The 22938-nt window shown below is 70.4% G+C and carries 16 protein-coding genes and 4 pseudogenes; 6 read left to right on the top strand and 14 right to left on the bottom strand.

The features are described from left to right. The 8 genes and pseudogenes from ACP4J3_RS43685 to ACP4J3_RS43720 form a co-directional block, all read right to left on the bottom strand. A pseudogene (locus tag ACP4J3_RS43685) lies at positions 1-322 on the bottom strand (serine hydroxymethyltransferase); the annotation flags it as partial. After that, complete coding sequence (gene gcvH, locus ACP4J3_RS43690) at positions 319-756, bottom strand: glycine cleavage system protein GcvH (RefSeq protein WP_426542584.1); 438 nt, start codon at positions 754-756, stop codon at positions 319-321. The gene gcvH and the pseudogene ACP4J3_RS43685, both read right to left, overlap by 4 nt. Next, positions 753-1934 carry an NAD(P)/FAD-dependent oxidoreductase gene (locus ACP4J3_RS43695; protein ID WP_426542586.1) on the bottom strand — a complete coding sequence of 394 codons (1182 nt, stop codon included), beginning with the start codon at positions 1932-1934 and terminating at the stop codon, positions 753-755. Before ACP4J3_RS43695 ends, gcvH begins: the two co-directional genes overlap by 4 nt. 141 nt (positions 1935-2075) lie before the next feature. Beyond that, the gene (locus ACP4J3_RS43700) at positions 2076-4802 is read right to left on the bottom strand and encodes a SpoIIE family protein phosphatase (protein WP_426542588.1); all 2727 of its coding nucleotides are present in this window, start codon (positions 4800-4802) and stop codon (positions 2076-2078) included. A gap of 127 nt (positions 4803-4929) precedes the next feature. Next, positions 4930-6063 carry an aromatic ring-hydroxylating oxygenase subunit alpha gene (locus ACP4J3_RS43705; protein ID WP_426542589.1) on the bottom strand — a complete coding sequence of 378 codons (1134 nt, stop codon included), beginning with the start codon at positions 6061-6063 and terminating at the stop codon, positions 4930-4932. A gap of 30 nt (positions 6064-6093) precedes the next feature. Further along, entirely contained in the window at positions 6094-7242 is a 1149-nt protein-coding gene (gene solA / locus ACP4J3_RS43710) for an N-methyl-L-tryptophan oxidase (protein ID WP_426542590.1), read from the bottom strand. 121 nt (positions 7243-7363) lie between these two features. Continuing rightward, positions 7364-7996 carry an MBL fold metallo-hydrolase gene (locus ACP4J3_RS43715; RefSeq protein ID WP_426542592.1) on the bottom strand — a complete coding sequence of 211 codons (633 nt, stop codon included), beginning with the start codon at positions 7994-7996 and terminating at the stop codon, positions 7364-7366. Then, positions 7993-9078: an S-(hydroxymethyl)mycothiol dehydrogenase gene (locus tag ACP4J3_RS43720; RefSeq protein WP_426542594.1), complete on the bottom strand. Its 1086-nt coding sequence runs from the start codon at positions 9076-9078 to the stop codon at positions 7993-7995. The genes ACP4J3_RS43715 and ACP4J3_RS43720 overlap by 4 nt, the downstream gene beginning before the upstream one ends. Positions 9079-9335: 257 nt before the next feature. Here ACP4J3_RS43720 and purU point away from each other — a divergent pair, with 257 nt between their 5' ends. Both purU and ACP4J3_RS43730 read left to right on the top strand, forming a co-directional pair. After that, complete coding sequence (purU, locus tag ACP4J3_RS43725) at positions 9336-10208, top strand: formyltetrahydrofolate deformylase (protein ID WP_426542596.1); 873 nt, start codon at positions 9336-9338, stop codon at positions 10206-10208. An 80-nt stretch (positions 10209-10288) separates the two neighbouring features. Beyond that, complete coding sequence (locus ACP4J3_RS43730) at positions 10289-11086, top strand: IclR family transcriptional regulator (RefSeq protein WP_426542598.1); 798 nt, start codon at positions 10289-10291, stop codon at positions 11084-11086. 10 nt (positions 11087-11096) lie between these two features. Here ACP4J3_RS43730 and folP read toward each other — a convergent pair whose 3' ends face one another. The 4 genes and pseudogenes from folP to ACP4J3_RS43750 all read right to left on the bottom strand — a co-directional run bounded on the left by folP (position 11097) and on the right by ACP4J3_RS43750 (position 13361). Next, complete coding sequence (folP, locus tag ACP4J3_RS43735; protein ID WP_426542600.1) at positions 11097-12020, bottom strand: dihydropteroate synthase; 924 nt, start codon at positions 12018-12020, stop codon at positions 11097-11099. Between the two features lie 118 nt (positions 12021-12138). Continuing rightward, a pseudogene (locus tag ACP4J3_RS43740) lies at positions 12139-12291 on the bottom strand (sarcosine oxidase subunit gamma); the annotation flags it as partial. A 53-nt stretch (positions 12292-12344) separates the two neighbouring features. Further along, positions 12345-12498, bottom strand: a pseudogene (locus ACP4J3_RS43745) (sarcosine oxidase subunit delta); the annotation flags it as partial. Positions 12499-12500: 2 nt separating this feature from the next. Continuing rightward, positions 12501-13361 (bottom strand): bifunctional methylenetetrahydrofolate dehydrogenase/methenyltetrahydrofolate cyclohydrolase, encoded by an 861-nt coding sequence (locus tag ACP4J3_RS43750; RefSeq protein WP_426542602.1) that lies wholly within the window; start codon positions 13359-13361, stop codon positions 12501-12503. 237 nt (positions 13362-13598) lie between these two features. Between ACP4J3_RS43750 and ACP4J3_RS43755 the strand changes: the two genes are divergently transcribed. The 4 genes and pseudogenes from ACP4J3_RS43755 to ACP4J3_RS43770 form a co-directional block, all read left to right on the top strand. Further along, the gene (locus ACP4J3_RS43755; protein ID WP_426542604.1) at positions 13599-16103 is read left to right on the top strand and encodes a GcvT family protein; all 2505 of its coding nucleotides are present in this window, start codon (positions 13599-13601) and stop codon (positions 16101-16103) included. A 49-nt stretch (positions 16104-16152) separates the two neighbouring features. Further along, on the top strand, positions 16153-16923 hold the full coding sequence (locus tag ACP4J3_RS43760; protein ID WP_426542606.1) for an electron transfer flavoprotein subunit beta/FixA family protein: 771 nt from the start codon (positions 16153-16155) through the stop codon (positions 16921-16923). Then, positions 16920-17909 (top strand): electron transfer flavoprotein subunit alpha/FixB family protein, encoded by a 990-nt coding sequence (locus tag ACP4J3_RS43765; RefSeq protein ID WP_426542608.1) that lies wholly within the window; start codon positions 16920-16922, stop codon positions 17907-17909. Before ACP4J3_RS43760 ends, ACP4J3_RS43765 begins: the two co-directional genes overlap by 4 nt. A gap of 253 nt (positions 17910-18162) precedes the next feature. Further along, positions 18163-20334, top strand: a pseudogene (locus tag ACP4J3_RS43770) ((Fe-S)-binding protein); the annotation flags it as partial. 727 nt (positions 20335-21061) lie between these two features. Here the strand turns inward: ACP4J3_RS43770 and ACP4J3_RS43775 are convergent. Continuing rightward, on the bottom strand, positions 21062-21709 hold the full coding sequence (locus ACP4J3_RS43775) for a GntR family transcriptional regulator (RefSeq protein ID WP_426542610.1): 648 nt from the start codon (positions 21707-21709) through the stop codon (positions 21062-21064). Positions 21710-21951: 242 nt separating this feature from the next. Then, positions 21952-22938 carry an ABC transporter substrate-binding protein gene (locus ACP4J3_RS43780; protein ID WP_426542612.1) on the bottom strand — a complete coding sequence of 329 codons (987 nt, stop codon included), beginning with the start codon at positions 22936-22938 and terminating at the stop codon, positions 21952-21954.

The following is a 22938-nucleotide window of genomic DNA, read 5'->3' on the forward strand; positions in this document are numbered from 1 at the left end:
CGAACAGGGCGGCCTGGTTGGCGGAGGCGCCCGAGTGCGGTTGCACATTCGCGTACTCCGCGCCGAACAGCTCCTTGATCCGGTCGATGGCGATCTGCTCGCTGACGTCGACGTGCTCACAGCCGCCGTAGTAACGGCGGCCCGGATAGCCCTCGGCGTACTTGTTCGTCAGGACCGAGCCCTGCGCCTCCAACACCGCGACCGGCGCGAAGTTCTCGGAGGCGATCATCTCCAGGGTCGACTGCTGACGCTCCAGCTCGGCGTCGACCGCGGCGGCGACCTCGGGGTCGAGTTCGTGCAGGGGCTGGTTGAAGAGGGTCATCGGCGGTCTCCTTCGGTGTGGGCACAGTGGGCGGCGTAGGCATCGGCGGTCAGCGCGCCGGCGATGTTCTCCACCCGCAGCCGGAACAGCCAGCCGCCGGTGTAGGGGGCGGCGTTGACGACGCCGGGGTCGTCGGTCAGTGCGGGGTTGACTTCCAGGACCCGGCCCGAGGCTGGGGCGTACAGGCCGCTGGCGGCGGTCCGTGACTCGATCCGGCCACAGCTCTCCCCCGCCTCGACCCAGCTGCCGACCTCGGGCAGGCGCAGGTGGACGACGTCACCCAGGGCCTTCGCCGCGAACGCGGTGATACCGACGGTGGCGTTGCCCTCGTCCACGACCAGCCACTCGTGGTCCCAGGTGTAGCGGAGGTGCCGAGGGATGCTCGCTCCGCTCTCCCCTGCGGGTTCCACGGAGGGTCGGGGCGCGGAGCTCATGACACGACGGCCGCGGCGGCGGGGGCGAGGGTGCGGCGGAGGCGGTTGAAGAACTTCGGCTGGTTGAGGGAGAGGACGGCGACGGGGGTGCCCTCGCGCCGGTAGACGGCGGTGAAGGCGCGGCTGTCGATGTCGCCCTCGACGACCTCGGGCTCGGCGCCGGGGGCGACGTGTCCGGCGACCTGGATGCGCACCTGGTACTGGTCGGACCAGAAGTACGGCGCGGTGAGCGGGGCGGCGGCCGGCACACCGGTCAGCAGTGTGCGGGCGGCGGTCTTCGCCTGCTCGGTGGCGCTGCTCCAGTGCTCGATGCGGGCGTGCCGTCCGGTGAACGGGTGGGGGCAGCGGGCGACGTCACCGACGGCGACCACACGCGGGACACCGGTCGAGCAGCCGGCGTCGCAGACCACGCCGTCGTCCACCTGTACCCCGGAGCCGGCGAGCCAGTCGGTGTTGGGCCGCACGCCCACCCCGACCACCACGATGTCGGCGGGCAGCAGACGTCCGTCCGCCAGCCGTACGCCCGTGACCCGGCCCTCGCCGACGAGTTCCGCCACGCCGGTTCCGCACAGCAGCCGGACCCCGTGATCGCTGTGGAGCGAGGAGCACACCAGCCCCATCTCGCGCCCGAGCTGGCGCTCCAGGGGTACGTCGAGCGCCTCGACGACGGTGACGTGCAGGCCGAGCCGGTGGGCGGTGGACGCCACCTCGGCGCCGATGAACCCCGCTCCGATGACGACGACCCGGGGCAGGCCGTCCAGCAGTTCGGTGCGCAGGGCCTGGGCGTCGTCCAGGGTGCGCAGGGTGTGGACACCGGCCAGGCCGTCCGTGCCGGGGAGGGTGCGGGGGGTGGCGCCGGTCGCGACGACGACGCCGTCGGTGCGCACATGCCGTCCTGAGGCCAGGGTGACGGTGCGGGCGACGGGGTCGAGCCGCGTCGCGCGCTCGCCGAGCAGCCACTGCGCGTCCAGGACCTCGTACTCGTCCGCGTCGCCCAGCGCGAGCGCGTCGGCGTCGATGTCGCCCTTGAGGAAGTCCTTGGACAGCGGGGGGCGGTCGTAGGGGGTGTGGCGCTCCTCCCCCACGACGACGATCTCGCCGTCGTAGCCCTCTGCGCGCAGCGCGCGGACCGTGCTCAGGCCGGCCAGCGACGCTCCGACGACGGTGATGCTCCTCATGCCGGCTCCAGACGGGGAGTTGTCTCGCATAACACAACTACAATCGCTATACGCAACATGCTTTCCGCGTGGTGCGGGCGTTGTCAAGGGAGGCGGCGCACCTGAATTTCTGATGATGCTGTAGGTTGCGCGATCCGCAACCTACAGAGTCGGCTCGTCCCACTGGTCGAGGAGCAGGTCGCCCATGGCTTCGTCGAGCCCGGATTCGGCGGCGTCCAGGGACTGTTCGCTCCAGATGACCTTGCCGCGATCGGTGTACCGGGTACCCCAGCGCCGGGCGAACTGGGCGACGAGGAACAGCCCTCGGCCGCCCTCGTCGGTGGTGGCCGCGCGGCGCAGATGCGGGGAGGTGCTGCTGCCGTCGGAGACCTCGCAGATCAGGCTGTCGCGGTCGTACAGCAGACGAAGACGGATGGGATCGCCGCCGTAGCGGATGGCGTTGGTGACGAGTTCGCTGAGGATCAGCTCGGTGGTGAAGGCGATCTCGTCCAGGCCCCAGGCCTCCAGGCGGCGGGCGCAGGCGGCTCGGAGCGGGCCCAGGGCCGCGGGGTCGGAGGGTACGTCCCAGTCGGCGACCCGGTCCGGGTCGAGCCGCCTGGTGCGGGCCACCAGCAGGGCGATGTCGTCACGGGGGCGGTCGGGCAGCAGGGCGTCGAGCACGGCCTGGCAGTCCTGCTCCGGGGTCCGGTCGGGGTGCGCCAGCGCGCCCCGGAGGAGTTCGAGGCCGACGTCGATGTCCCGGTCGCGGTCCTCGACGAGCCCATCGGTGTACAGGGCGAGTCGGGAGCCGTCGGGCAACGGAAGTTCGGCCGTCTCGATCGGCAGGCCGGCCCCCAGGCCGAGCGGGGGTGAGACCGGGATGTCGGGGAAGGTCACGGAGCCGTCGGGGTGGACCACGGCGGGCCCGGGGTGGCCGGCCCGGGTGACGGTGCAGTGGCCGGAGACCGGGTCGTAGATCGCGAACAGGCAGGTGGCTCCGGTGACGGGCTCGCTCTCCGAGTCGGCGGTCTCGCTCTCGTCGATGCGCGCGACCAGCTCGTCCAGGTGGCTCAGGAGCTCGTCCGGGGAGAGATCGAGGCCACAGTAGTTGTGCACCGCGGTGCGCAGCCGGCCCATCGTCGCGGCGGCGTGCAGGCCATGGCCGACGACGTCGCCGACGACGAGGGCGACGCGGGCCCCGGGCAGCGGAATGACGTCGAACCAGTCCCCGCCGACCCCGGCCTGGGCCGGCAGGTAGCGGTGGGCCACCTCCAGCGCCGACTGCTCGGGCAGGGCGTGCGGCAGCAGGCTGCGCTGCAGGGTGACCGCCATGGTGTGCTCGCGGGTGTAGCGGCGGGCGTTGTCGATGGCGACCGCCGCACGTGCGGCCAGCTCCTCGGCGAAGGCCAGATCGTCGCGCGTGAACGCCTTCTGGTCCGAGCGCCAGAAGTCCACCATGCCCAGGGCCGTGCCGCGGGCCTGGAGCGGCACGGTGATCAGGGAGTGGATACCGAAGTCCACGACGCGTCGCGCCCGTTCGGGATCCTGCGCCCGCCAGTGCGGCGCGCCGCTCAGCTCGGGCACCAGCACGGCGTGACCGCTCTGCAGCCCCTGCGCCTGCGGCATGCTCGGCACGAAGGTGATCCGCTCCCCCGCCGGGGTCAGCGGGTGGTCGTCCCGGATCCCGCGTACGGCGATGCGGTCCATGCTCGGGCGCACGTCGCCGTTCGGCTCCTCGCCCTGGCGGACCGCGTCCAGCAGTTCGACGGTGACGAAGTCGGCGAACCGGGGAACCGCGACCTCGGCCAGTTCCTCGGCGGTGCGCACCACGTCCAGCGTGGTGCCGATGCGCACCCCGGCGTCGTAGAGCAGTTCCAGGCGTTCGCGCGCCACCTCGGCCCGTCCCGCCAGGGCGCGCAGCTCCGTGGTGTCCCGCAGCGTCGCCACGCTCCCGGTCGGGGCGGTCGGCCGCAGGTTGACCGCCAGCAGCCGCTCCCCGGCCAGGATCACCTCGTCGGTGACGACCCGGCCCGAGGTGAGCAGCGCGGCGGCCCGCGGGGCCAGCCCGAGTCCGGTGACCGGTCGGCCTTCCCCGTCCTCGGGCAGATCCAGCAGCCGGCGCGCCTCGTCGTTGGCCAGCAGCAGCCGCCCCTCGCCGCTGACGACGACCACGCCCTCCCGGACCGAGTGCAGGACCGCGTCGTGGTGTTCGTACATCCGTGTCATCTCGGCCGGATCCAAGCCGTGGGTCTGCCGCCGCAGTCGCCGGCTCACCAGCGCCGATCCGCTCGTGACCAGCGCGAGCCCGACGACTGCGGAGCCGATCAGCAGCGGCAGTTGCTCGGTCACCCGCTCGTTGATGCTCTGCAGCGTGATGCCGACGGAGACCAGTCCGACGACCTCGCCGTCGGTGTCGAAGACGGGAACCATCGCGTCCACCGCGCGGCCGACACCGGGCGTGTCGTAGGTCTCCTGGTGCACACGGCCCGCGAGCGCCTCGGCGTAGGAGCCGACGACATGCTTGCCGATGAGGTTCGGGTCGGGGTGGGTCCAGCGGATGCCGTTCGTGTCGAACGCGATGATGTAGGCGACCCCGGAGTTCTTCCGTGCCGCTTCCGCCTGCGGCTGGAGCAGGGCGCTGGGATCGGGGGACTTCATGGCGGCCAGCGTCCCCGGGGCGTGCGCGAAGGTCTCGGCGCCGACGAGCGAGCGCTCCTTGGCCTCCTGCAGGCTCGCGCTCCGGGCCTGCAGCACGAGGGCCGTCACCGCGGCGATCACCAGCAGCACGACGACGGCCACCTGCAGGATGAAGACCTGGCCCGCGACGCTGTGCACATTCAGCGCGGAAGGCCGACGGATCGAGGGGCGCCGTGATCTGGACCTGTCCATGCAGCAAGTATTGGCCGTCAATGTTGGTTGGCCTCCCCTCCTGTCGGATCTCCACATGACGGCCCAATGGCCCGCCCACCTGCCGGAGGGGCCGCAACAGCAGGTGGGCGGGCGTTCTGGGGCGGGGTCAGTGCGTGGGACCGACCTCGAGCTTGTTCTGCAACCAGGTGTGGAACTCGCCGATGTGGTGCTCGCTGGGCACCAGGACGCCGCCCTTGGCGTACGCCTTCGAGCTCATCGCCGGCTGGGTGCGCTCGCAGGCGTCGAAGTCCTGCTGGTTGACCCGGTGGAAGAGCTCGACGGACCGGCTGACGTCCTTGCCGCTCTCCACGACATGCGGCAGATACAGCCAGTCGCACTCCACGACCGTGCGGTCCTCGGCCATCGGGAACATCCGGTGGAAGATGACGTGGTCGGGCACGAGGTTGATGAAGACCTGCGGCCGGACGGTGATGGCGTAGTAACGGCGGTCCTGATCCTCGGCCACACCCGGAATGCGGTCCAGGCCCTCGGAACCGTCGACGGTGAAGCCCCGCACCTCCTCGCCGAACTCGGCACCGTGGCCGACGTAGTACTGGGCGGCGAAGCCGTCCGCGAACTCCGGCAGCACCTCGGTGAGCTCGGGGTGGATCGTGGCGCAGTGGTAGCACTCCATGAAGTTCTCGATGATGAGCTTCCAGTTCGCCTTCACGTCGTAGACGATCCGCCTGCCGACCGAGAGGTTCTCGATGTCGTAGTGCTCGATCGACTCGGCGTCGCCCAGCCGCGCGACGACATCGCCCTGCACGTCCGCCTCGAAGGACGGCGGCTCGTCGGCGAGGCACACCCACACATAGCCGAGCCACTCCCGCACATGGACGTTGACCAGGCCGTACTCGGTCCGGTCGATGTCCGGCATCGAGGTCAGGTTGGGCGCGGCGACCAGTTTGCCGTCCAGGCCGTAGGTCCAGGCGTGGTACGGACACTGGAAGGCCCGCTTGACCTCGCCGGACTCCTCGGTGCACAGCTTGGCGCCGCGGTGCCGGCAGATGTTGAGGAACGCCTTGATCGAGCCGTTCCGCGCGCGGGAGACCAGCACGCTCTCGCGGCCCACCTGGTAGGTGCGGAACGCGCCGGGCTTGTCCAGATCGGCGGCGCGGGCCACGCAGAACCACATGGCCTCGAAGACCCGCTCCTGCTCCTGGGCGAAGACCTCGGGGTCGGTGTAGTACTCGCCGGACAGCGTGGGGATCAGGCTGGGCGGCAGATTCGTGATGGACATCTCGTCACCTTCGGAAAATATCGGTAAGTGTCAGACGCGCACGCGGCGAGGGTCGAACAGGGCGATGGAGTGGTCGGTGGTGCCGGTGGTCGCCAGGTCGGCGAGGATCTCGCCGACGACGGGGACGAACTTGAACCCGTGGCCGGAGAATCCGCAGGCCACCGTCACCTGCGGATGCTCGGGGTGCCGGGCGAGCACGAAGTTCTCGTCCGGGGTGTTGGCGTACATGCAGGCCGCGCCCTTGAGGAAGCGGCCGGGCAGGGTCGGGATGCGCGGGCGCAGGTACTCGGCCATGGCCGCGATCTCGTCCGGGTGGATCCGGCGGTCGAGGTGGTCGGGGTCGCTGGGGACGCCCTTGCGGAAGAAGGCGACCTTGGCGCCGCCGTCGGGGCCGTCCAGCGCGGGGAAGCCGTAGATCTGGGTGCCGTCCGGGTCCTCCCAGATGTAGACCGGGTGCCGTTCGGCGCTGAACGGGCGGATTCCGCCCTCGGGTTGGAACCAGTACATGACCTGGCGCTCCACCGTCACGGACACGCCCAGGTCGGACAGGAGCTTGGGCGCCCACGCCCCGGGTGCGATGACCAGCCGGTCGGCCGTGTAGGCGCCGCGGTCGGTGACCACCCAGGCCTTGCCGCCCGGTCCGTCGGCCTCCCAGCCGAGGACGAGTTCCGCGAAGTGCAGTTCGGCGCCGTGGGCCCGGGCCAGGTCCAGGTGGGCGGTGACGGTCGCCTCGGGCCGGGCGATGCCGGCCCCGCGCTCGTAGAAGGCGACGTCCTCGGCCGCCGGGTTGAAGGTGGGGAAGCGGCGCCGGATGTCGGCGGCGCCCAGGACCTCGTGGTCCAGTCCCCACTCGTGGGCGCTGCGCAGGGTGCCGGTGAAGGCCTCGCTCCCCTCACGGCCGATCATGAGGCCGCCGGTCTCGGTGAAGACCTCGCGGCCGGAGTCGGCCGCCAGCTTCTGCCACAGTTCGCGGGCGCGCAGCAGCAGCGGCACGTAGGCCGGGTCCTCGAAGTAGGCCTGTCGGTAGATACGGGAGCCGCCGTGGCTGGAGCCGAGGGCGTGGGCGGGGCCGAAGCGCTCGATGCCGAGCACTCGCTGACCGCGGGCGGCGAGGTGATAGGCGGCTGCGCTGCCCATACCGCCCAGGCCGATGACGATCACGTCGTACGAAGTGGCCATGTGTTCGTCTCCTGGGAATCTTGCCGATGAGGGTGTGGTGCTGCCGGTGCTCGGGGCCCGTTCAGCGGCGGATGCGCGGCATCCCGGGGTCGAAGAGGGGTTCGGCGGCGGTGACGGGCGGTCAGTGGCCGCGGGCGATCCACTCGTCGAGGTGGGGCGCCTCGGCCCCGATCGAGGTGGTGGGGCCGTGGCCGGTGTGAACGGTGGTGTCGGCGGGGAGGGTGAGCAGTCGGTCGCGGATGGAGGCGATGATGGTGTCGAAGTCCGAGAAGGACCGGCCGGTGGCTCCGGGGCCGCCCTGGAAGAGGGTGTCGCCGGAGAACAGGGCGCTCAGCTCGGGCACGTACAGGCACACGGAGCCGGGAGAGTGCCCGGGCGTGTGCAGCACCCGCAGTTCGACGCCGGCCACGATCAGGTCCTCGCCGTCGATCAGCTCCCAGAAGCCGGGCACCCTCGGGGCGTGCGCCGTCTTCCACAGCACGGCGTCGGCCGGGTGCAGCAGGATCGGCGCGCCGTAGCGGGCGGCGAGGGCCGGGGCGGCGCCCACGTGGTCGTTGTGGGCGTGGGTGCAGACGACGGCGACCAGGCGCCGGTTGCCGACGGCGGCGGCGATCACGTCGACGTCGTGCGCGGCGTCGATCACCAGGACCTCGTCGTCGTTGCCGATCAGCCAGACGTTGTTGTCGACCTCCCAGCGGCCGCCGTCCAGTTCGAAGGTGCCGGAGGTGACGAGGCGTTCGATGCGCGCGGTCACAGGAGCACCACCGAGCGCAGTACGTCGCCGTGGTGCATCTTGGCGAACGCGTCCTCCACGTCGTCCAGGGAGATCGTCTCGGTGACGAAGCCGCCCAGGTCGAAGCGGCCCTGGAGGTAGAGGTCGATCAGGGCGGGGAAGTCGCGGGAGGGCAGGCAGTCGCCGTACCAGGAGGACTTCAGGGCGCCGCCCCGGCCGAAGACGTCCAGCAGGGGCAGGTCGAGGGTCAGCTCCGGGGTGGGGACGCCGACCAGGACGGCGGTACCGGCCAGGTCGCGGGCGTAGAAGGCCTGCTTGAAGGTCTCGGGTCGGCCCACCGCGTCCACGACGACGTCGGCGCCGAAGCCGCGGGTGAGCTCACGGATCGCCGCGACGGCGTCGGTCCGGGAGGAGTCGACGGTGTCGGTGGCGCCGAACTGTTCGGCCCACTTCAGCTTCCGCTCGTCGACGTCCACGGCGATGATGCGGGAGGCGCCGGCGACCTTGGCGCCTGCGATCGCGGCCATGCCCACGCCGCCGCAGCCGATCACCGCGATCGAGTCGCCGCGGCCCACGCCGCCGGTGTTGACCGCGGCACCGAATCCGGCCATCACCCCGCAGCCGAGCAGACCGGCCGCGGCGGGCGAGGCGGCCGGGGCGACCTTGGTGCACTGGCCGGCGGCGACGAGGGTCTTCTCGGCGAAGGCGCCGATGCCGAGGGCCGGGGACAGCGGGGTGCCGTCGGCCAGGGTCATCGGCCGGGTCGCGTTGTGGGTGGCGAAGCAGTACCACGGCTTGCCCTTGCCGCAGGCCCGGCAAGTGCCGCACACCGCACGCCAGTTGAGGACGACGAAGTCGTCGGGCGCGACATCGGTGACGCCTTCGCCCACCGCCTCGACGACACCCGCGGCCTCATGGCCGAGCAGAAAGGGGAACTCGTCGTTGATCCCGCCCTCCCGGTAGTGCAGGTCGGTGTGGCAGACGCCGCAGGACTGCACCCGCACCAGCGCCTCACCCGGGCCGGGGTCCGGCACCAGGATGGTCTCCACCGAGACCGGTGCGCCCTTCTTCCGGGCGACTACGGCCCGTACCTCGTGTGTCACGGTCGATCTCCTCGCAGAGGGACGGCCGAGCGCGTAGGTTGCATATTGCGCAACCTTCTTCACCATGAGCAACGGCCGCCCAAACTGTCTCCTCGCGGACATCCACTGTCAAGAGATTGGTCGGGCGAACTTCCCAAGAAGACCCGGGCGCCCGGCCCTCCACGCACCACCTCTTGACCGCCCGGTCGTCCACAGTGGAGCATGTTGCGTATCACTCATCGCGTTTCGCAATACGCACCAGACGACCGGAGGATGGCATGTCTCCCCGACCGCAGCCCGGCAGCGAGTTCGTCCTCACCCTTTCGTGCCCCGACCAGGCCGGCCTCGTCCACGCCGTGACCAGCTTTCTCGTGGACCACTCCGGCAACATCCTGGAGAGCCGGCAGTTCGACGACCGGCTGCAGGACCGCTTCTTCATGCGGGTGCACTTCGACGTCTCGGACCCCGGCGTCTCGCTGCAGGACCTGCGCACCGACTTCGGCCCGGTCAGCCGGACGTACGGGATCGACTGGCAGCTGCACGACGCCTCGACCCCGACGCGCACGCTGATCATGGTGTCGAAGTTCGGCCACTGCCTGAACGACCTGCTCTTCCGCAAGTCCACGGGCGCGCTCAACATCGAGATCCCGGCGATCGTCTCCAACCACCGCGAATTCGAGGCGCTGGCACAGAGCTACGGCATCCCCTTCCACCACATCCCGGTGACCAAGGAGACCAAGGCGCAGGCCGAGGCACGGCTGCTGGAGCTCGTGGACGAGCTGGACATCGACCTGGTGGTGCTGGCCCGCTACATGCAGATCCTCTCCGACGACCTGTGCAAGCAGCTCGACGGCCGGGCCATCAACATCCACCACTCCTTCCTGCCGAGCTTCAAGGGGGCCCGGCCGTACGTCCAGGCACATCAGCGTGGTGTGAAGCTCGTCGGGGCCACGGCGCACTACGTCACGCCCGACCTCGACGAAGGCCCGATCATCGAGCAGGACGTCGTGCGCGTGGACCACTCGCGCGACCCTGACGAGCTGGTCACCATCGGCCGCGATGTCGAGGCCCAGGTACTCGCCCGCGCCGTGGAGTGGCACAGCCAGAGCCGGGTTCTCGTGAACGGGAACTGCACAGTGGTCTTCCGCTGACGAACGGCCGGCCTTAGTGTGCGAAGTCCACTCCCCGCGCCCCCCTCGCCGCACACCGGCAATCGCACTACAGTTGCGCCATGGGCAACCACATTGCAGATGGCGAAACAACAGGCCCTCCGCCGAGCGGGGTGCAGTCCGTCGACCGGGCCGTCAGCGTCCTGGAGATCCTGGCCCAGCGCGGCGAGGCGGGTGTCAGCGAGGTGGCCGCGGAACTCGACGTCCACAAGTCGACCGCGTTCCGTCTGCTCGGGGCGCTGGAGGCACGCGGTCTGGTCGAGCAGACCGCCGAGCGGGGCAAGTACCGGCTCGGCTTCGGGCTCGTGCGCCTGGCCGGCGCGGTCACCGGCCGACTCGACATCACCCAGCAGAGCCGGCCGGTGTGCGAGCGGCTCAGCGAGGAGATCGGCGAGACCGTCAACGTCGCGGTCCTGCAGGAGCACTACGCGGTCAACCTCTACCAGGTACGCGGCCCGGGCGCGGTGGGCACGCACAACTGGGTCGGGAAGCTCACGCCGGTGCACGCCACGTCGAGCGGCAAGATCCTGCTGGCCCACCTGCCGGAGAAGGAGCGCACCGACGTGCTCGCGGCGTCGGGGACGCAGAAGCTCACGCCGCACACCCTGACCGTCAGGGCGAAGCTGGAGAAGGACCTCGCCGAGGCGCGGGAGCGCGGATACGCGGTGGCGCTGGAGGAACTCGAGATCGGGCTGCACGCCATGGCGGCCCCGATCCGCTCCCGGGACGGTGACGTCATCGCCGCCCTCAGCGCCTCCGGCCCCACGTACCGCTTCACCGAGGAGCGCATCCACGAAGTCGGGCCCGTGCTGATCGGCGGCGCGCAGGAGGTCAGCCGCCGGATGGGCTACCTGGGCTGAGCCGGGGTGCTCATCCCCCCAGCGGCGACGGCGCCGACGCCTCCGCCTCCATGCCCCAGCGCGCCGTCACCCGTACCGCGTCGAGCGTCGAGGCGACATCGTGCACCCGCAGGCACCACACGCCCTGCGCCGCGGCGAGAACGGACACGGCGGTGGTCGCGGCGTCACGCTGCCGCGGCGGACGCGGTTGTCCCGTCGTCCGGTCGGCCAGCAAGTGGCCCAGGAACGACTTGCGTGACGCGCCCACGAGGACGGGGTGGCCCAGGGCACGGACCGCCCCGAGGCGGCCCAGCAGCTCCCAGTTGTGCTCGGGTGCCTTGGCGAAGCCGAGGCCGGGGTCGATGATCAGGCGGCCGGGCCCGATCCCCGCCTCCAGCGCGGCCTCGATCCTCAGGCGGAGCTCGTCGAGCACGTCGCCGACGACGTCGTCGTAGCGGGCGTTCGCCTGCATGCCGGCGGAGTGCCCACGCCAGTGCATCATCACGTACGGCGTGCCCGCCCGGGCCACCAGCGGCAGCATCGCGGGGTCCGCGAGGCCCCCCGAGACGTCGTTGACCAGCCGGGCGCCCGCGTCCAGCGCGCGGGCGGCGACCTCTGCCCGCATGGTGTCGACGCTGACGATCGCGCCCGCCGCGGCGAGTTCCCGGACCACGGGCAGGACGCGGCGCAGCTCCTCCTCCACGGGCGGGCGCGCCGCGCCGGGGCGCGTCGACTCACCGCCCACGTCCACGATGTCCGCTCCCTGTTCGAGCAGCGCGAGCCCGTGCGCGACGGCCGCGTCCGCGGCGAACGACAGCCCGCCGTCGGAGAAGGAGTCCGGGGTGACGTTCACGACGCCCATGACCAGCGTCCGGCCGGGCCGCGGCAGCCCCTGTGGGTGGAGTTCGGGCGTTCCCGGGTGGGGAGGGGTGGTGGCGTGGGTCGTGGTGGTCACGAGCGTCCGACTTTCGATGCGTATCAGGAAACCTACGGAAGGAAGCCCTGTGGGAGCCCCTCGGCGAAGCTCCCACAGGGGCGGCGGGATGTCCCCGCCGAGGTCGGTCAGATGTACTCGTCGCCGCGTCGAGCAGCCAGTCCGCCAGACAGCCGGCGAACGTCAGGCGCACCAGGACCCAGAATCCGCCCCTGAGGACGTCCCGGGCGACCAGGACGACCTGCGTGCGGCCCAGGGTCGTCCGGGCGCGGGGGCCGTGACGAGGAGCGCGCACTACCGTTGCCAGGTACAGCCCCCTGCGGGTGCGTGGGGGAATGGGATGGTGGTGTCGGGTCCTCGTACCGCGTTGAACCAGCGGCGGCAGCCCGCCGCATGGCTCCAGCGCTCGGCGAAGGGGCCATTGGTGTTGTCGCGGAAGAAGAGGTAGCGGGGCCCACTCCTCGTCGGTGAGGGACGCCGGGTCCTGCGGGTCCGGCACGCTCACGCGGCGCCGGCGTTCCTCTCCGCGGCCTCGACGACGTTGGCGAGCAGCATCGCCCGGGTCATGGGGCCCACTCCGCCGGGCATGGGCGCGAGCCATCCGGCGACCTGGGCGGCGTCCGGGTGGATGTCGCCGACCAGACCCTGGTCGGTGCGGGTGATGCCGACGTCCAGGACCGCCGCGCCCGGGCGCAGCATGTCCTTGGTGACCAGCCCGGGCGAGCCGGCGGCCGCGATGACGATGTCCGCCTCGCGCACGTGCCAGGCCAGGCCCTTGGTGCCGGTGTGGCACAGGGTCACGGTGGAGTTCTCGGAGCGGCGGGTGAGGAGGAGGCCGATGGGGCGTCCGACGGTGATGCCGCGGCCGATCACGCACACCCGCGCTCCGGCGAGGGGTACGTCGTGGCGGCGGAGCAGTTCGACGATGCCGCGCGGGGTGCACGGCAGCGGGGCCTCGACCCCGAGGGTGAGCCGGCCGAGGTTGACGGGGTGCAGGCCGTCGGCGTCCTTGGCCGGGTCCATGCGCTCCAGTACGGGGCCCGCGTCCAGGTGGCGCGGCAGCGGGAGCTGGACGATGTAGCCGGTGCAGGCCGGGTCGGCGTTGAGTTCGTCGATCGTCTCCTCGACCTGCTGCTGGGAGGCGTCGGCGGGCAGGTCCCGGCGGATGGACGCGATTCCGACCTGGGCGCAGTCGCGGTGCTTTCCGGCCACGTAGGCGTGGCTGCCGGGGTCGTCGCCGACCAGGACGGTGCCCAGACCCGGCGGGCGGCCGACGGTGGCGCTCAACTTGGCCACGCGCTCCGCGAGTTCCCGGCGGATCTCGGCGGCGGTCGCCTTGCCATCGAGCAGCTGTGCGTTCACCGGCGTGCTCCTTTCGCTTTCGACCACTGACTGGCTGACATCTAACCGATCTGACATCTAACTGATATACGAGTTAGTGAATCCTGGTAGATCAGGCCTGTCAAGGATCGGGGAGAGTCTTTGTCGGCCGCACGAAAGTCGCTTGAGTGAGTGCGACCCCCTTGACCGCCACCCCACTGCCATATAGCGTGCTTGCAACTAGTATATCAGTTGCGTGTCACCCTGAAGGAGGCCGCCATGGCAGAGGTTCCGCCCCAGGCGAAATGCGTCGTGATCGGGTCCGGCATCGTCGGCAACAGCCTGGTCCATCACCTGGCCCGGCTCGGCTGGCGCGACATCGTGCAGATCGACAAGGGCCCGCTGCCCAACCCCGGTGGCTCGACCGGTCACGCCTCCAACTTCATCTTCCCCGTCGACCACTCCCGCGAGATCACCGATCTGACGCTGGACTCGGTGCGGCAGTACAAGGAGCTGGGCGTCTTCACCGAGTCCGGCGGCTTCGAGATCGCGCGCACCGAGGAGCGCATGGAGGAGCTGCGCCGCCGGATGTCCAGCGCCAAGGCCTGGGGCATCGAGGCGGAGCTGGTCTCTCCCGCGTTCGTCAAGGAGAAGGTGCCGTTCATCGAGGAAGACCAGTTCATCGGCGCCTTCTGGACGCCGAGCGTCGGCGTCGTCGACTCCCTGCGGGCCGGCACGATCATGCGTGACGGCGCCATCGCGAGCGGCGCGCTGACCAGCGTGCCCAACGTCGAGGTGGTCGGCCTGGACGTCGAGGACGGGCGGATCCGCCGGGTGCGCACGAACAAGGGCGACATCGAGGCCGAGTACGTCGTGATCGCCTGCGGCGTGTGGAGCCCGAAGATCGGCGACATGGCCGGCATCAGCATCCCGCTGACCCCCGCCGTCCACCAGATGATCTCCGTCGGCCCCTGCCCGCAGCTGTCCGGGCTGCCCGGCGAGATCAACTTCCCGATCGTCCGGGACATGGACACCTTCTGCTACGAGCGCCAGCACGGCGCGGACATGGAGGTGGGGTCCTACGCCCACCGGGCGATCCTGCACGAGCCGGAGGACATCCCGAGCATCGAGCAGGCCAAGCTCAGCCCCACCGAGATGCCGTTCACCTCCGAGGACTTCGACCCGCAGCTCGAGCAGGCCTACGAGCTGATGCCCGAGCTGCTGGGTGCCGAGGGCGCGGAGATCCGGTACGCGATCAACGGCCTGCTGTCGCTGACCTGCGACGGCAACCCGATCCTCGGCGAGAGCGACGTCAAGGGGCTGTGGACGGCGGCCGCGGTGTGGATCAAGGAGGGCCCGGGCGTCGGCCGCGCGGTCGCGGAGTGGATGGTCCAGGGCCACAGCGAGATCGACATCGCGCACAGCGACATCGCCCGTTTCTACCCCCACCAGAAGCGCCGCGAGCACACCCGGCTGCGCACCACCGAGTCGTTCATCAAGACCTACGGGATCATCCACCCCGCCGAGCAGTACGAGTCCGACCGCGGGCAGCGGCTCTCCCCGATGTACGACTCGGAGAAGAAGCTCGGTGCCGCCTTCTTCGAGGCGGTCGGCTGGGAGCGGCCGCAGTGGTACGAGTCCAACGCCGACCTCCTCGAGGTGTACGGCGACCGCGTGATGCCGCGCGAGCACGAGTGGGACGCGCGCTGGTGGAGCCCGATCATCAACGCCGAGCACCTGCGGATGCGCGAGGCCGCCGGCGTCATCGACCTGACCGCCTTCGCGATGTTCGACATCACCGGTTCCGGCGCGCTGGACGCCGTGCAGCGCACCTGCGTCGCGCAGTGCGACGTGCCGGTCGGCAAGGTGATCTACACCCCGGTGCTCGACCGCAAGGGCGGGTTCATCTCCGACCTCACCGTCATGCGCCTGGGTGAGAACCACTTCCGGGTCGTCACCGGCGGCGCGCACGGCATGGCGGACAAGAAGTGGTTCGCCGACCAGCTCGGCGACGACGCCTCCATCGAGGACCTCACCGACCAGGTCTCCACGATCGGCCTGTGGGGCCCGCGGGCCCGCGACATCCTGTCGCAGCTCACCGACGCGGACGTGTCCCACGAGGGCTTCAAGTTCCTCAGCTGCCGCGAGATCGACCTCGGCGGCATCCCCGTGCTGGCCTCCCGGATCTCCTACGTCGGCGAGCTCGGCTGGGAGCTGTACGTCTCCTTCGACCAGGCCGCGGCGGTGTGGGACAAGCTGCTCGCGACGGGCGCGCCGTACGGCACCCGCCCGGTCGGCATCGGCGTCTACGTGACCACCGCGCGGATGGAGAAGGGCTACCGGGCCTTCGGCCACGAACTCGACGCCGAGCGCACCATCGTCGAGGCCGGCATGCAGCGGCCGAAGGTGAAGGGCGCCGACTTCATCGGCAAGGAGGCCTACCTCGAGCAGCGCGCGAGCGAGCCCGCGGCGGTGCTGTGCACGCTGGCCGTCGACGACCACACGTCGGCGTCCGGGGTGAAGCGGTACATGCTCGGCGGCGAGCCGATCCTCAACCGCTCCGGCGAGGCGCTCGTCGACGGGCACGGGCACCACCCCTACGTCACCGCGGCCGGCTCGGCCCCCTCGCTGGGCAAGCACCTGCTGATGGCGTACCTGCCGCCCGCGGAAGCACGCGTCGGCAACGAGCTCGCGGTCTCCTACATGGAGGAGCTCTACCCCGTGACCGTGCTCACCAACGACGCCACGCCCCCCTTCGACCCGGACAACGAGCGGATCCGCTGATGGCGGTGCTGTCAGTGCTCGGCACCGTCGAGACCATGAAAGGTGAACGATGACGAACGTATTGGTCTGCATCAAGCGGGTCCCCGACTCCTCCGGTGAGGTCCTGCTCACCGACGACCAGCAGGGCGTCGACGGGAGGTACGTCGGCTTCACCGTGAGCAACCACGAGAGCTGTGCGGTCGAGCTGGCGGTCCAGACCGCCGAGGCGACCGGCGGCACGGTCACGCTGCTGACCGTCGGCCCGTCCGAGGCCGCCGAGCAGCTGCGGGACACACTGGCGCTCGGCTGCCACGCCGCCGTACTGGTGGAGGCGGAGCCGACCCGGCTGGGCCCGGCCGACGTGGCCCGGGAGATCGCCCACGTCGTACGCGAGAAGGAGGCCGCGGGCACGACGTACGACCTGATCCTGCTCGGCAACGACGCCGCCGACAGCGGCGACTTCCAGGTGGGCATCCGGCTGGCCCACGCGCTCGGCCGGCCGGTGGTCAACGGCGTGTCGACGGTCGAGGTGGCCGACGGCCACCTGACCGCCCGGGGCGACGGCCCCGACGGTGAGGAGACCTACTCGCTGCCGCTGCCCGCGGTCGCCACCCTGCTCGAGGGCGGGGTGGAGCCGCGCTATCCGACGCTGAAGGGCCGGATGGCGGCCAAGAAGGTCCAGATCGAGACCCGGGCGCTGGCGGCCGAGCCCGCCGGAGCCAGCCGGGTGCGGCTGCTGCTGCCCCCGCCCGCGCCGTCGACGGTCGAGGTGCTGGGCGAGGGCCCGGAGGCGGCCGGCGCGGTCGCCGACCTGTTCGCAAAGCTGGGGGTGACCCGATGATTCTGGTGCTGATCGAGACCGAGAACGGCACCGCGAGCGAGATCTCGCTGGAGACGCTCGCCTTCGCCCGGTCGCTGGCGGCCGAGGGCGGCGGCATCGCCATCCGCGCGGTCGTGGTGGGCGCGGTCGAGGACCGCGACGCGCTGGCGGCCGAGCTCGGCACGCACGGCGCGGCCGAGGTCCAGCACGCGGTGGGCGACGCGTTCACGGCGTACTCCGGGGCCGCCTGGGCGGCGGCACTGCAGGCGATCCGCGAATCGACCCGCTCCGTCGTGATCACCGCCGCGGGCTCGCCCCGGGGCAACGAGGTGCTGGCGCATCTGGCCGCCCGGCTCGACGTGCCCATGGCCGCCAACGCGACCGCGTTCCACGGCCTGGCGCCGTTCGTGGTGACCCGGCAGGTGGTCGGCGGGGCGGCCCTGGAGGAGATGAAGCTCGACCAGCGGCCCGCCATCTTCACCGTCGCCGGCCACTCGTGGTCCGTGTCGCCGGTCGAGGGCGCGTCGCCCGCCGCCTGGGTGGAGGTGACCCCCGAGGTCGCCGAGGCCGACCTGGTGGCGCGGGTCGTGTCGACCGGCACCAAGGAGGTCGACCACTCCGACTCGCTGAAGTCCGCCAAGGTCGTCGTCGGCGCCGGGCGCGGCGCGGGTGGTGCGGACGGCTTCGGCGCGGTCACCGAGCTCGCCGAGCTGCTCGGCGGCGCGGTCGGTGTCTCCCGGGTGGTCACCTCGCTGGGCTGGCGGCCCCACCACGAGCAGGTCGGCCAGACCGGCTCCCGGATCAGCCCGGACCTGTACGTCCCGTGCGGGATCTCCGGTGCCATCCAGCACTGGGCCGGCTGCGCGTCGTCGAAGACGATCCTGGCGATCAACACCGATCCCGAGGCTCCGATGATGACCAAGGCGAACTACGCCGTGGTGGGCGACATGCACGAGGTCCTCCCCGCGGTCATCGAGGAGCTCAAGTCGCGCGGGGTGAGCGGGTGAGGCCCGTGGCCGACGGCTGCTGAGTGACTCGCGGCAGACAGGCTCTGACACCGCGAGGCAGCTCATCGCCCTGGAGCGAGGCTGCGGCGCCCGCAGGGGATGCCGCAGCCTCCTCCGTTCCGTCCACCCGTTCCGTCCACCGTGGGAAAGCCGGATCCGCGCCCACGGATCCGCACCCACATGCAGCTTTGCCGGCCGGCGTACAAGGCTCCGCCACGACCCCCGGCCAGAAGACCGTCCCTGAGGAGCCCTGATGCAGATCTTCGCCCTGGTGGCGTCGCTGGCGCTCACGCTGGCCGCCCTGTTCGTCCTGGTCCCCGCTGTCCGGAGCATGCTCCGGGTGATCCGGATGGGCCAGCCCGCGAGCCCGAGCCGCACCGGCGATCCGGTCGCTCGTACGGTCACCATGCTCAAGGAGACCGTGCTGCACACCCGGATGCTCCAGTGGACCTGGGTCGGCATCATGCACTGGTTCGTGTTCGCGGCGTTCCTCTTCCTGAGCACCGCGGTGGTGGGTGCCTACGTCCAGCTCTTCGACCCCGAGTGGGCGTGGCCGATCGTGGGCCACTGGTATCCCTTCGAGTGGTTCAGCGAGTTCATCGGCGCGCTGAGCACGGTCGGCATCGTCTGGCTGATCGTCTACCGGCAGAAACACCACCCTCGCAGCGAGGGCCGTAAGAGCCGGTTCTTCGGCTCGACGTTCTGGCAGGCCTACTTCGTGGAGTACCTGGCCCTGCTGGAGGGTGCGGCGATCCTGTTCATCCGGGGCGCGGAATACCACCTCGTCGACCCCGAGCACGCGACCCGCGCGCACTTCCCCCTCTCCTCCTGGATCGGTGAAGCGCTCTACCCCGCCGGCCAGAGCGCCAACGAGAATCTCGTCTACTTCATCGCGTTCTTCAAGATCGCGCTGGCGATGGTCTGGCTGATCGTCATCGGCCGCAACCTGACCATGGGCATCGCCTGGCACCGGTTCACCGCCTGGTTCAACATCTGGTTCAAGCGTGAGTCCTCGGGCCGTACGGCGCTGGGCGCTCTCAAGCCGCTCGCCGTCGACGGCAAGGCGATCACCCTGGAGGACCTCGACGACCTCGACGAGGACGCCGCGCTCGGCGTCGGCGCGATCGAGAACTTCTCCTGGAAGGGCCTGCTCGACTTCACCACCTGCACCGAGTGCGGTCGCTGCCAGTCGCAGTGCCCGGCCTGGAACACCCAGAAGCCGCTCTCGCCGAAGCTGCTGATGAAGGGCCTGCGCGAGCACACCTACCTCAAGGCCGCCGGCCTGGCCGCACACACCGACCGTGCGCTGATCGGCAAGGGCGACGCGGGCGGGGAGTCCTACAACCCCGAGGGCGGCGACTTCGTCGTCGACGCGGACGTGCTCTGGTCGTGCACGACGTGCGGCGCCTGCGTCGAGCAGTGCCCGGTCGACATCGAACACGTCGACCACATCGTCGACATGCGGCGCTACCAGGTGCTGATCGAGTCGAACTTCCCCGCCGAGCTCAACCAGGTCTTCAAGGGCCTCGAGACCAGGGGCAACCCCTGGAACATGGCGGCGAGCGCGCGCATGGACTGGGCCAAGGGCCTGCCGTTCGAGGTCAGGGAGGTCGGCAAGGACCTCGAGTCGCTGGAGTCGGTCGACTGGCTGTTCTGGGTCGGCTGCGCCGGCGCCTACGAGGACCGGGCCAAGAAGACGACCCGCGCGGTCGCCGAGCTGCTCCACATGGCCGGCGTTTCCTTCGGCGTACTCGGCAACAACGAGACCTGCACCGGCGACTCCGCCCGCCGCGCCGGCAACGAGTTCGTCTACCAGGCCCTGGCCCAGCAGAACGTCGAGACCTTCAAGGAGTTCAAGGTGAAGAAGGTGGTCGCGACCTGCGCCCACTGCTTCAACACGCTGAAGAACGAATACAAGGAATTCGGTATCGAGCTCGAGGTCGTCCACCACACGCAGTTGCTCAACCGGCTGGTGCGCGAGGGCCGGCTGAAGCCGGTCGCCCCCGAGCCCGGTACGAACACGCGGTCGATCACCTATCACGACCCGTGCTACCTCGGCCGGCACAACCAGGTCTACAGCCCGCCGCGCGAGCTGCTGTCGGCGCTGCCGGGCGCTACGGTCGTCGAGATGGAGCGCAACTCGGAGCGGTCCTTCTGCTGTGGGGCCGGCGGTGCCCGGATGTGGATGGAGGAGAGCCTCGGAGAGCGGATCAACATGAACCGCAGCACGGAGGCCGTCGGCACCGGTGCCGATCAGATCGTGGTCGGCTGCCCGTTCTGCCGGGTGATGCTCTCCGACGGAGTCACGGCGCTCCAGGCCAAGTCCGAGGCCCGCGAGGAGGTCGAGGTCCTCGACGTCGCACAGATGCTGCTCGCCTCGGTCAAGGCCGGCGAGAGCGCGCCCGAGGCGGAGAAGACACCCGCCGCCGCTCCCACCGCCGCACCCGCCCCGGCCACCCCTGCCACCGCTCCGGCCGAGCCCACCGCCGCCGGCGCCACCGGGACATCGCTGTTCGACGAAGCCCCCGCGAAGCCTGCCTCCGGCGGCTCCCTGTTCGACACACCCACAGCCGAACCGACCGCTCCAGCCACCACAAGCACCTCGCTGTTCGACGAGACACCCGTGGAGGCCCCCGCGAAGCCGGCCTCCGGCGCCTCCCTCTTCGACGAGCCCGCCGCCGAGACGCCCCCCGCACCAACCACCACGGGCACCTCACTCTTCGACCAAACACCCACCCAAGCCACACCCCCCGGCGGCTCCCTGTTCGACACACCCACCGCCGACACACCCTCCGGCGCCTCCCTCTTCGACGAACCCGCCGCCGAGACGCCCCCCGCACCAACCACCACGGGCACCTCACTCTTCGACGTACCGGCCGACGAGGCACCCGAGCCGACAGCCGAAGCCACCGTGAAGCCCACGCCTTCAGGCTCCCTCTTCGACGTCGAGGAGGAGCCGGTGGCCCAGTCCGAGTCGAAGGGCGAGGCCGCACCGGAGCAGCGGGAAGCCCGGGAGAAGCCGAAGGGTCTCTTCGACCTCTGATCGCTCGGCCCGACGAAAATACGCGTGCCCCCATGCCGGCTTCCTGGCATGGGGGCATTGCTCTTCCGGGTGACACAAGCGTGCAGACGGGCGGCGAGCGTGCGGACGGTCAGAGCACGCCGCGGATCTCTCGGGCGAAGCCGGCGATGTGCTCACGGGTGAGGCGCTCGGCGCGGTCGGCGTCGCCGTCAGCGACGGCGTCGAGCAGGTCCGCGTGCTCGACGATGTGGTGTGCGAGGTCGGGAAGCCGATCGATGACCAGGCACCAGATGCGCGTGGCCAGGTTGTCGTAGCGGATCAGCACGTCCTCGAGGTGCGGGTTGTCGGCCGCCTTGTAGATGAGCCGGTGCAGCGACATGTCCGTCCGCATCATCGCGGTGTGGTCACCGAGCGGGCCCTCGAGGCTCCTCACCTCGTCGGCCTTGGCGCGCAGCGCGTCCCGCATGGCGCCGCCGGCGTGGACGGCGGCCCGCCGTGCCGCGAACGGCATGAGCTGCTCGCGGATGTCGGAGATCGCGCCCAGCTCGGTCACGTCGATGGCGGTGGCGAAGGTGCCCCGGCGAGGGTAGGACACCACGAGATGGTCGGTCTCGAGCCGCTTGAGCGCCTCGCGAACGGGTGTGCGTCCAACGCCGATCTCCGCAGCGAGCTGGTTGTCGTTGATCGGCTCGCCGGGCCGGATGTCGAGCATGACCAATCGGTCCCGGAGGCGCTCGTAGGCCTGGTCGGCCAATGACATCGGCGCCGCGTCAGTCACGGGGGAAACCTCGGGACTGGTCATCATTCGGCTGCCTCTTCCTTCGCGCGGCACTGGTGGCATCAGCACCCTCGACTCTGACATACCTCAAATATATCAGCTCGCCGATGATCGAAGTACTGATCAGTACTGATCCGTAGCACCCGGGCCGCGGCCATGACATCGGAAACCAGCCCGACACACAAGGGCCCGGCAGACCGTCGGCGCAGTCTGCCGGGCACTTCGCAGGGGGCCAAGCATCCCTACTTGAGCCAGGATTCCACCTTCAAGCGATTGGCCTCGACCCACTTCTTCGCCGCCGCCTCGGGGGCCATCTTGTCCACCGCGATGTACTTGGCCACGGTGTTCTGGTCGCCGTTCGACCACTTGAAGTTCGCCACCAGGTCATAGGCCGGACTGCCCGACTCGGCGAACTTGGCGCTGACGATCTTGTCCAGGAGGTAGACGGGGTAGTCGCAGGCGACCTTCTCCGCGTCGGCGTCACAGCCGTCCTTGTACTCGGGCAGCTTGACCTTGACGAGCGGCACCTCGGAGACGAACCACTGCGGTTCATAGAAGTAGCCGATCATCCATTCCTTGTCCTTCTCCGCCTTGCGGAAGGCCTGGATGAGCGCGGTCTCACTGCCCGCGTACACGACCTTGAAGTCCAGGTTCAGATTCTTCACCAGGGCCTCGTCGTTGGTGACGAACGACGGGTCACCGTCGAGGAGCTGGCCCTTGCCGCCCGACTCGGAGGTCTTGAACTTGCCCGCGTACTTGTTGAGGTTCTCCCAGTCGGTGATGTCCGGGTGCTCCTTGGCCAGCCACGGCGGCACGTACCAGCCGATGAGGCCTTCGTTGCCGGTCGGGCCGGCCTCGACGGCGGTCTTCTGGTCGGTGATGTACTTCTTCTTCAGGTCGTCGTGGCCCCAGTTCTCGACGATGGCGTCGACCTCGCCCGTCCCGAAGCCCTGCCAGGCGATCTCTTCCTTCAGGTCCTTCTGGACCACCTTGCAGCCGAGTTCGTTCTCCGCGACGTAGGCGATGACGGCCGCGTTGGCCTCGTAACCCACCCACGGGTTGACCGCGAGATTGAGGGTGCCGCACTTGCCGGAGCTGCCCGAGCCCCCGGCCTCCTGGGAGCTGTCACCGACCTTCGCACCGCCGCAGGCGGTGAGGGTGAGGCCGAGGACCGCCATGCCGGCGGCACCGACTCTCCACCGTCTTGCTCGTCTTGCTTGTCTTGCCAT

The organism is Streptomyces sp. UG1 (genome assembly GCF_049974585.1).
Classification (GTDB): Bacteria; Actinomycetota; Actinomycetes; order Streptomycetales; family Streptomycetaceae; genus Streptomyces.

Coding starts and splice junctions, on each gene's coding strand:
- gcvH (WP_426542584.1), bottom strand. CDS start 756: ATGAGCTCCGCGCCCCGACCCTCCGTGGAACCCGCAGGGGAGAGCGGA.
- ACP4J3_RS43695 (WP_426542586.1), bottom strand. CDS start 1,934: ATGAGGAGCATCACCGTCGTCGGAGCGTCGCTGGCCGGCCTGAGCACG.
- ACP4J3_RS43700 (WP_426542588.1), bottom strand. CDS start 4,802: ATGGACAGGTCCAGATCACGGCGCCCCTCGATCCGTCGGCCTTCCGCG.
- ACP4J3_RS43705 (WP_426542589.1), bottom strand. CDS start 6,063: ATGTCCATCACGAATCTGCCGCCCAGCCTGATCCCCACGCTGTCCGGC.
- solA (WP_426542590.1), bottom strand. CDS start 7,242: ATGGCCACTTCGTACGACGTGATCGTCATCGGCCTGGGCGGTATGGGC.
- purU (WP_426542596.1), top strand. CDS start 9,336: ATGTCTCCCCGACCGCAGCCCGGCAGCGAGTTCGTCCTCACCCTTTCG.
- ACP4J3_RS43730 (WP_426542598.1), top strand. CDS start 10,289: ATGGGCAACCACATTGCAGATGGCGAAACAACAGGCCCTCCGCCGAGC.
- ACP4J3_RS43755 (WP_426542604.1), top strand. CDS start 13,599: ATGGCAGAGGTTCCGCCCCAGGCGAAATGCGTCGTGATCGGGTCCGGC.
- ACP4J3_RS43760 (WP_426542606.1), top strand. CDS start 16,153: ATGACGAACGTATTGGTCTGCATCAAGCGGGTCCCCGACTCCTCCGGT.
- ACP4J3_RS43765 (WP_426542608.1), top strand. CDS start 16,920: ATGATTCTGGTGCTGATCGAGACCGAGAACGGCACCGCGAGCGAGATC.
- ACP4J3_RS43780 (WP_426542612.1), bottom strand. CDS start 22,938: ATGGCAAGACAAGCAAGACGAGCAAGACGGTGGAGAGTCGGTGCCGCC.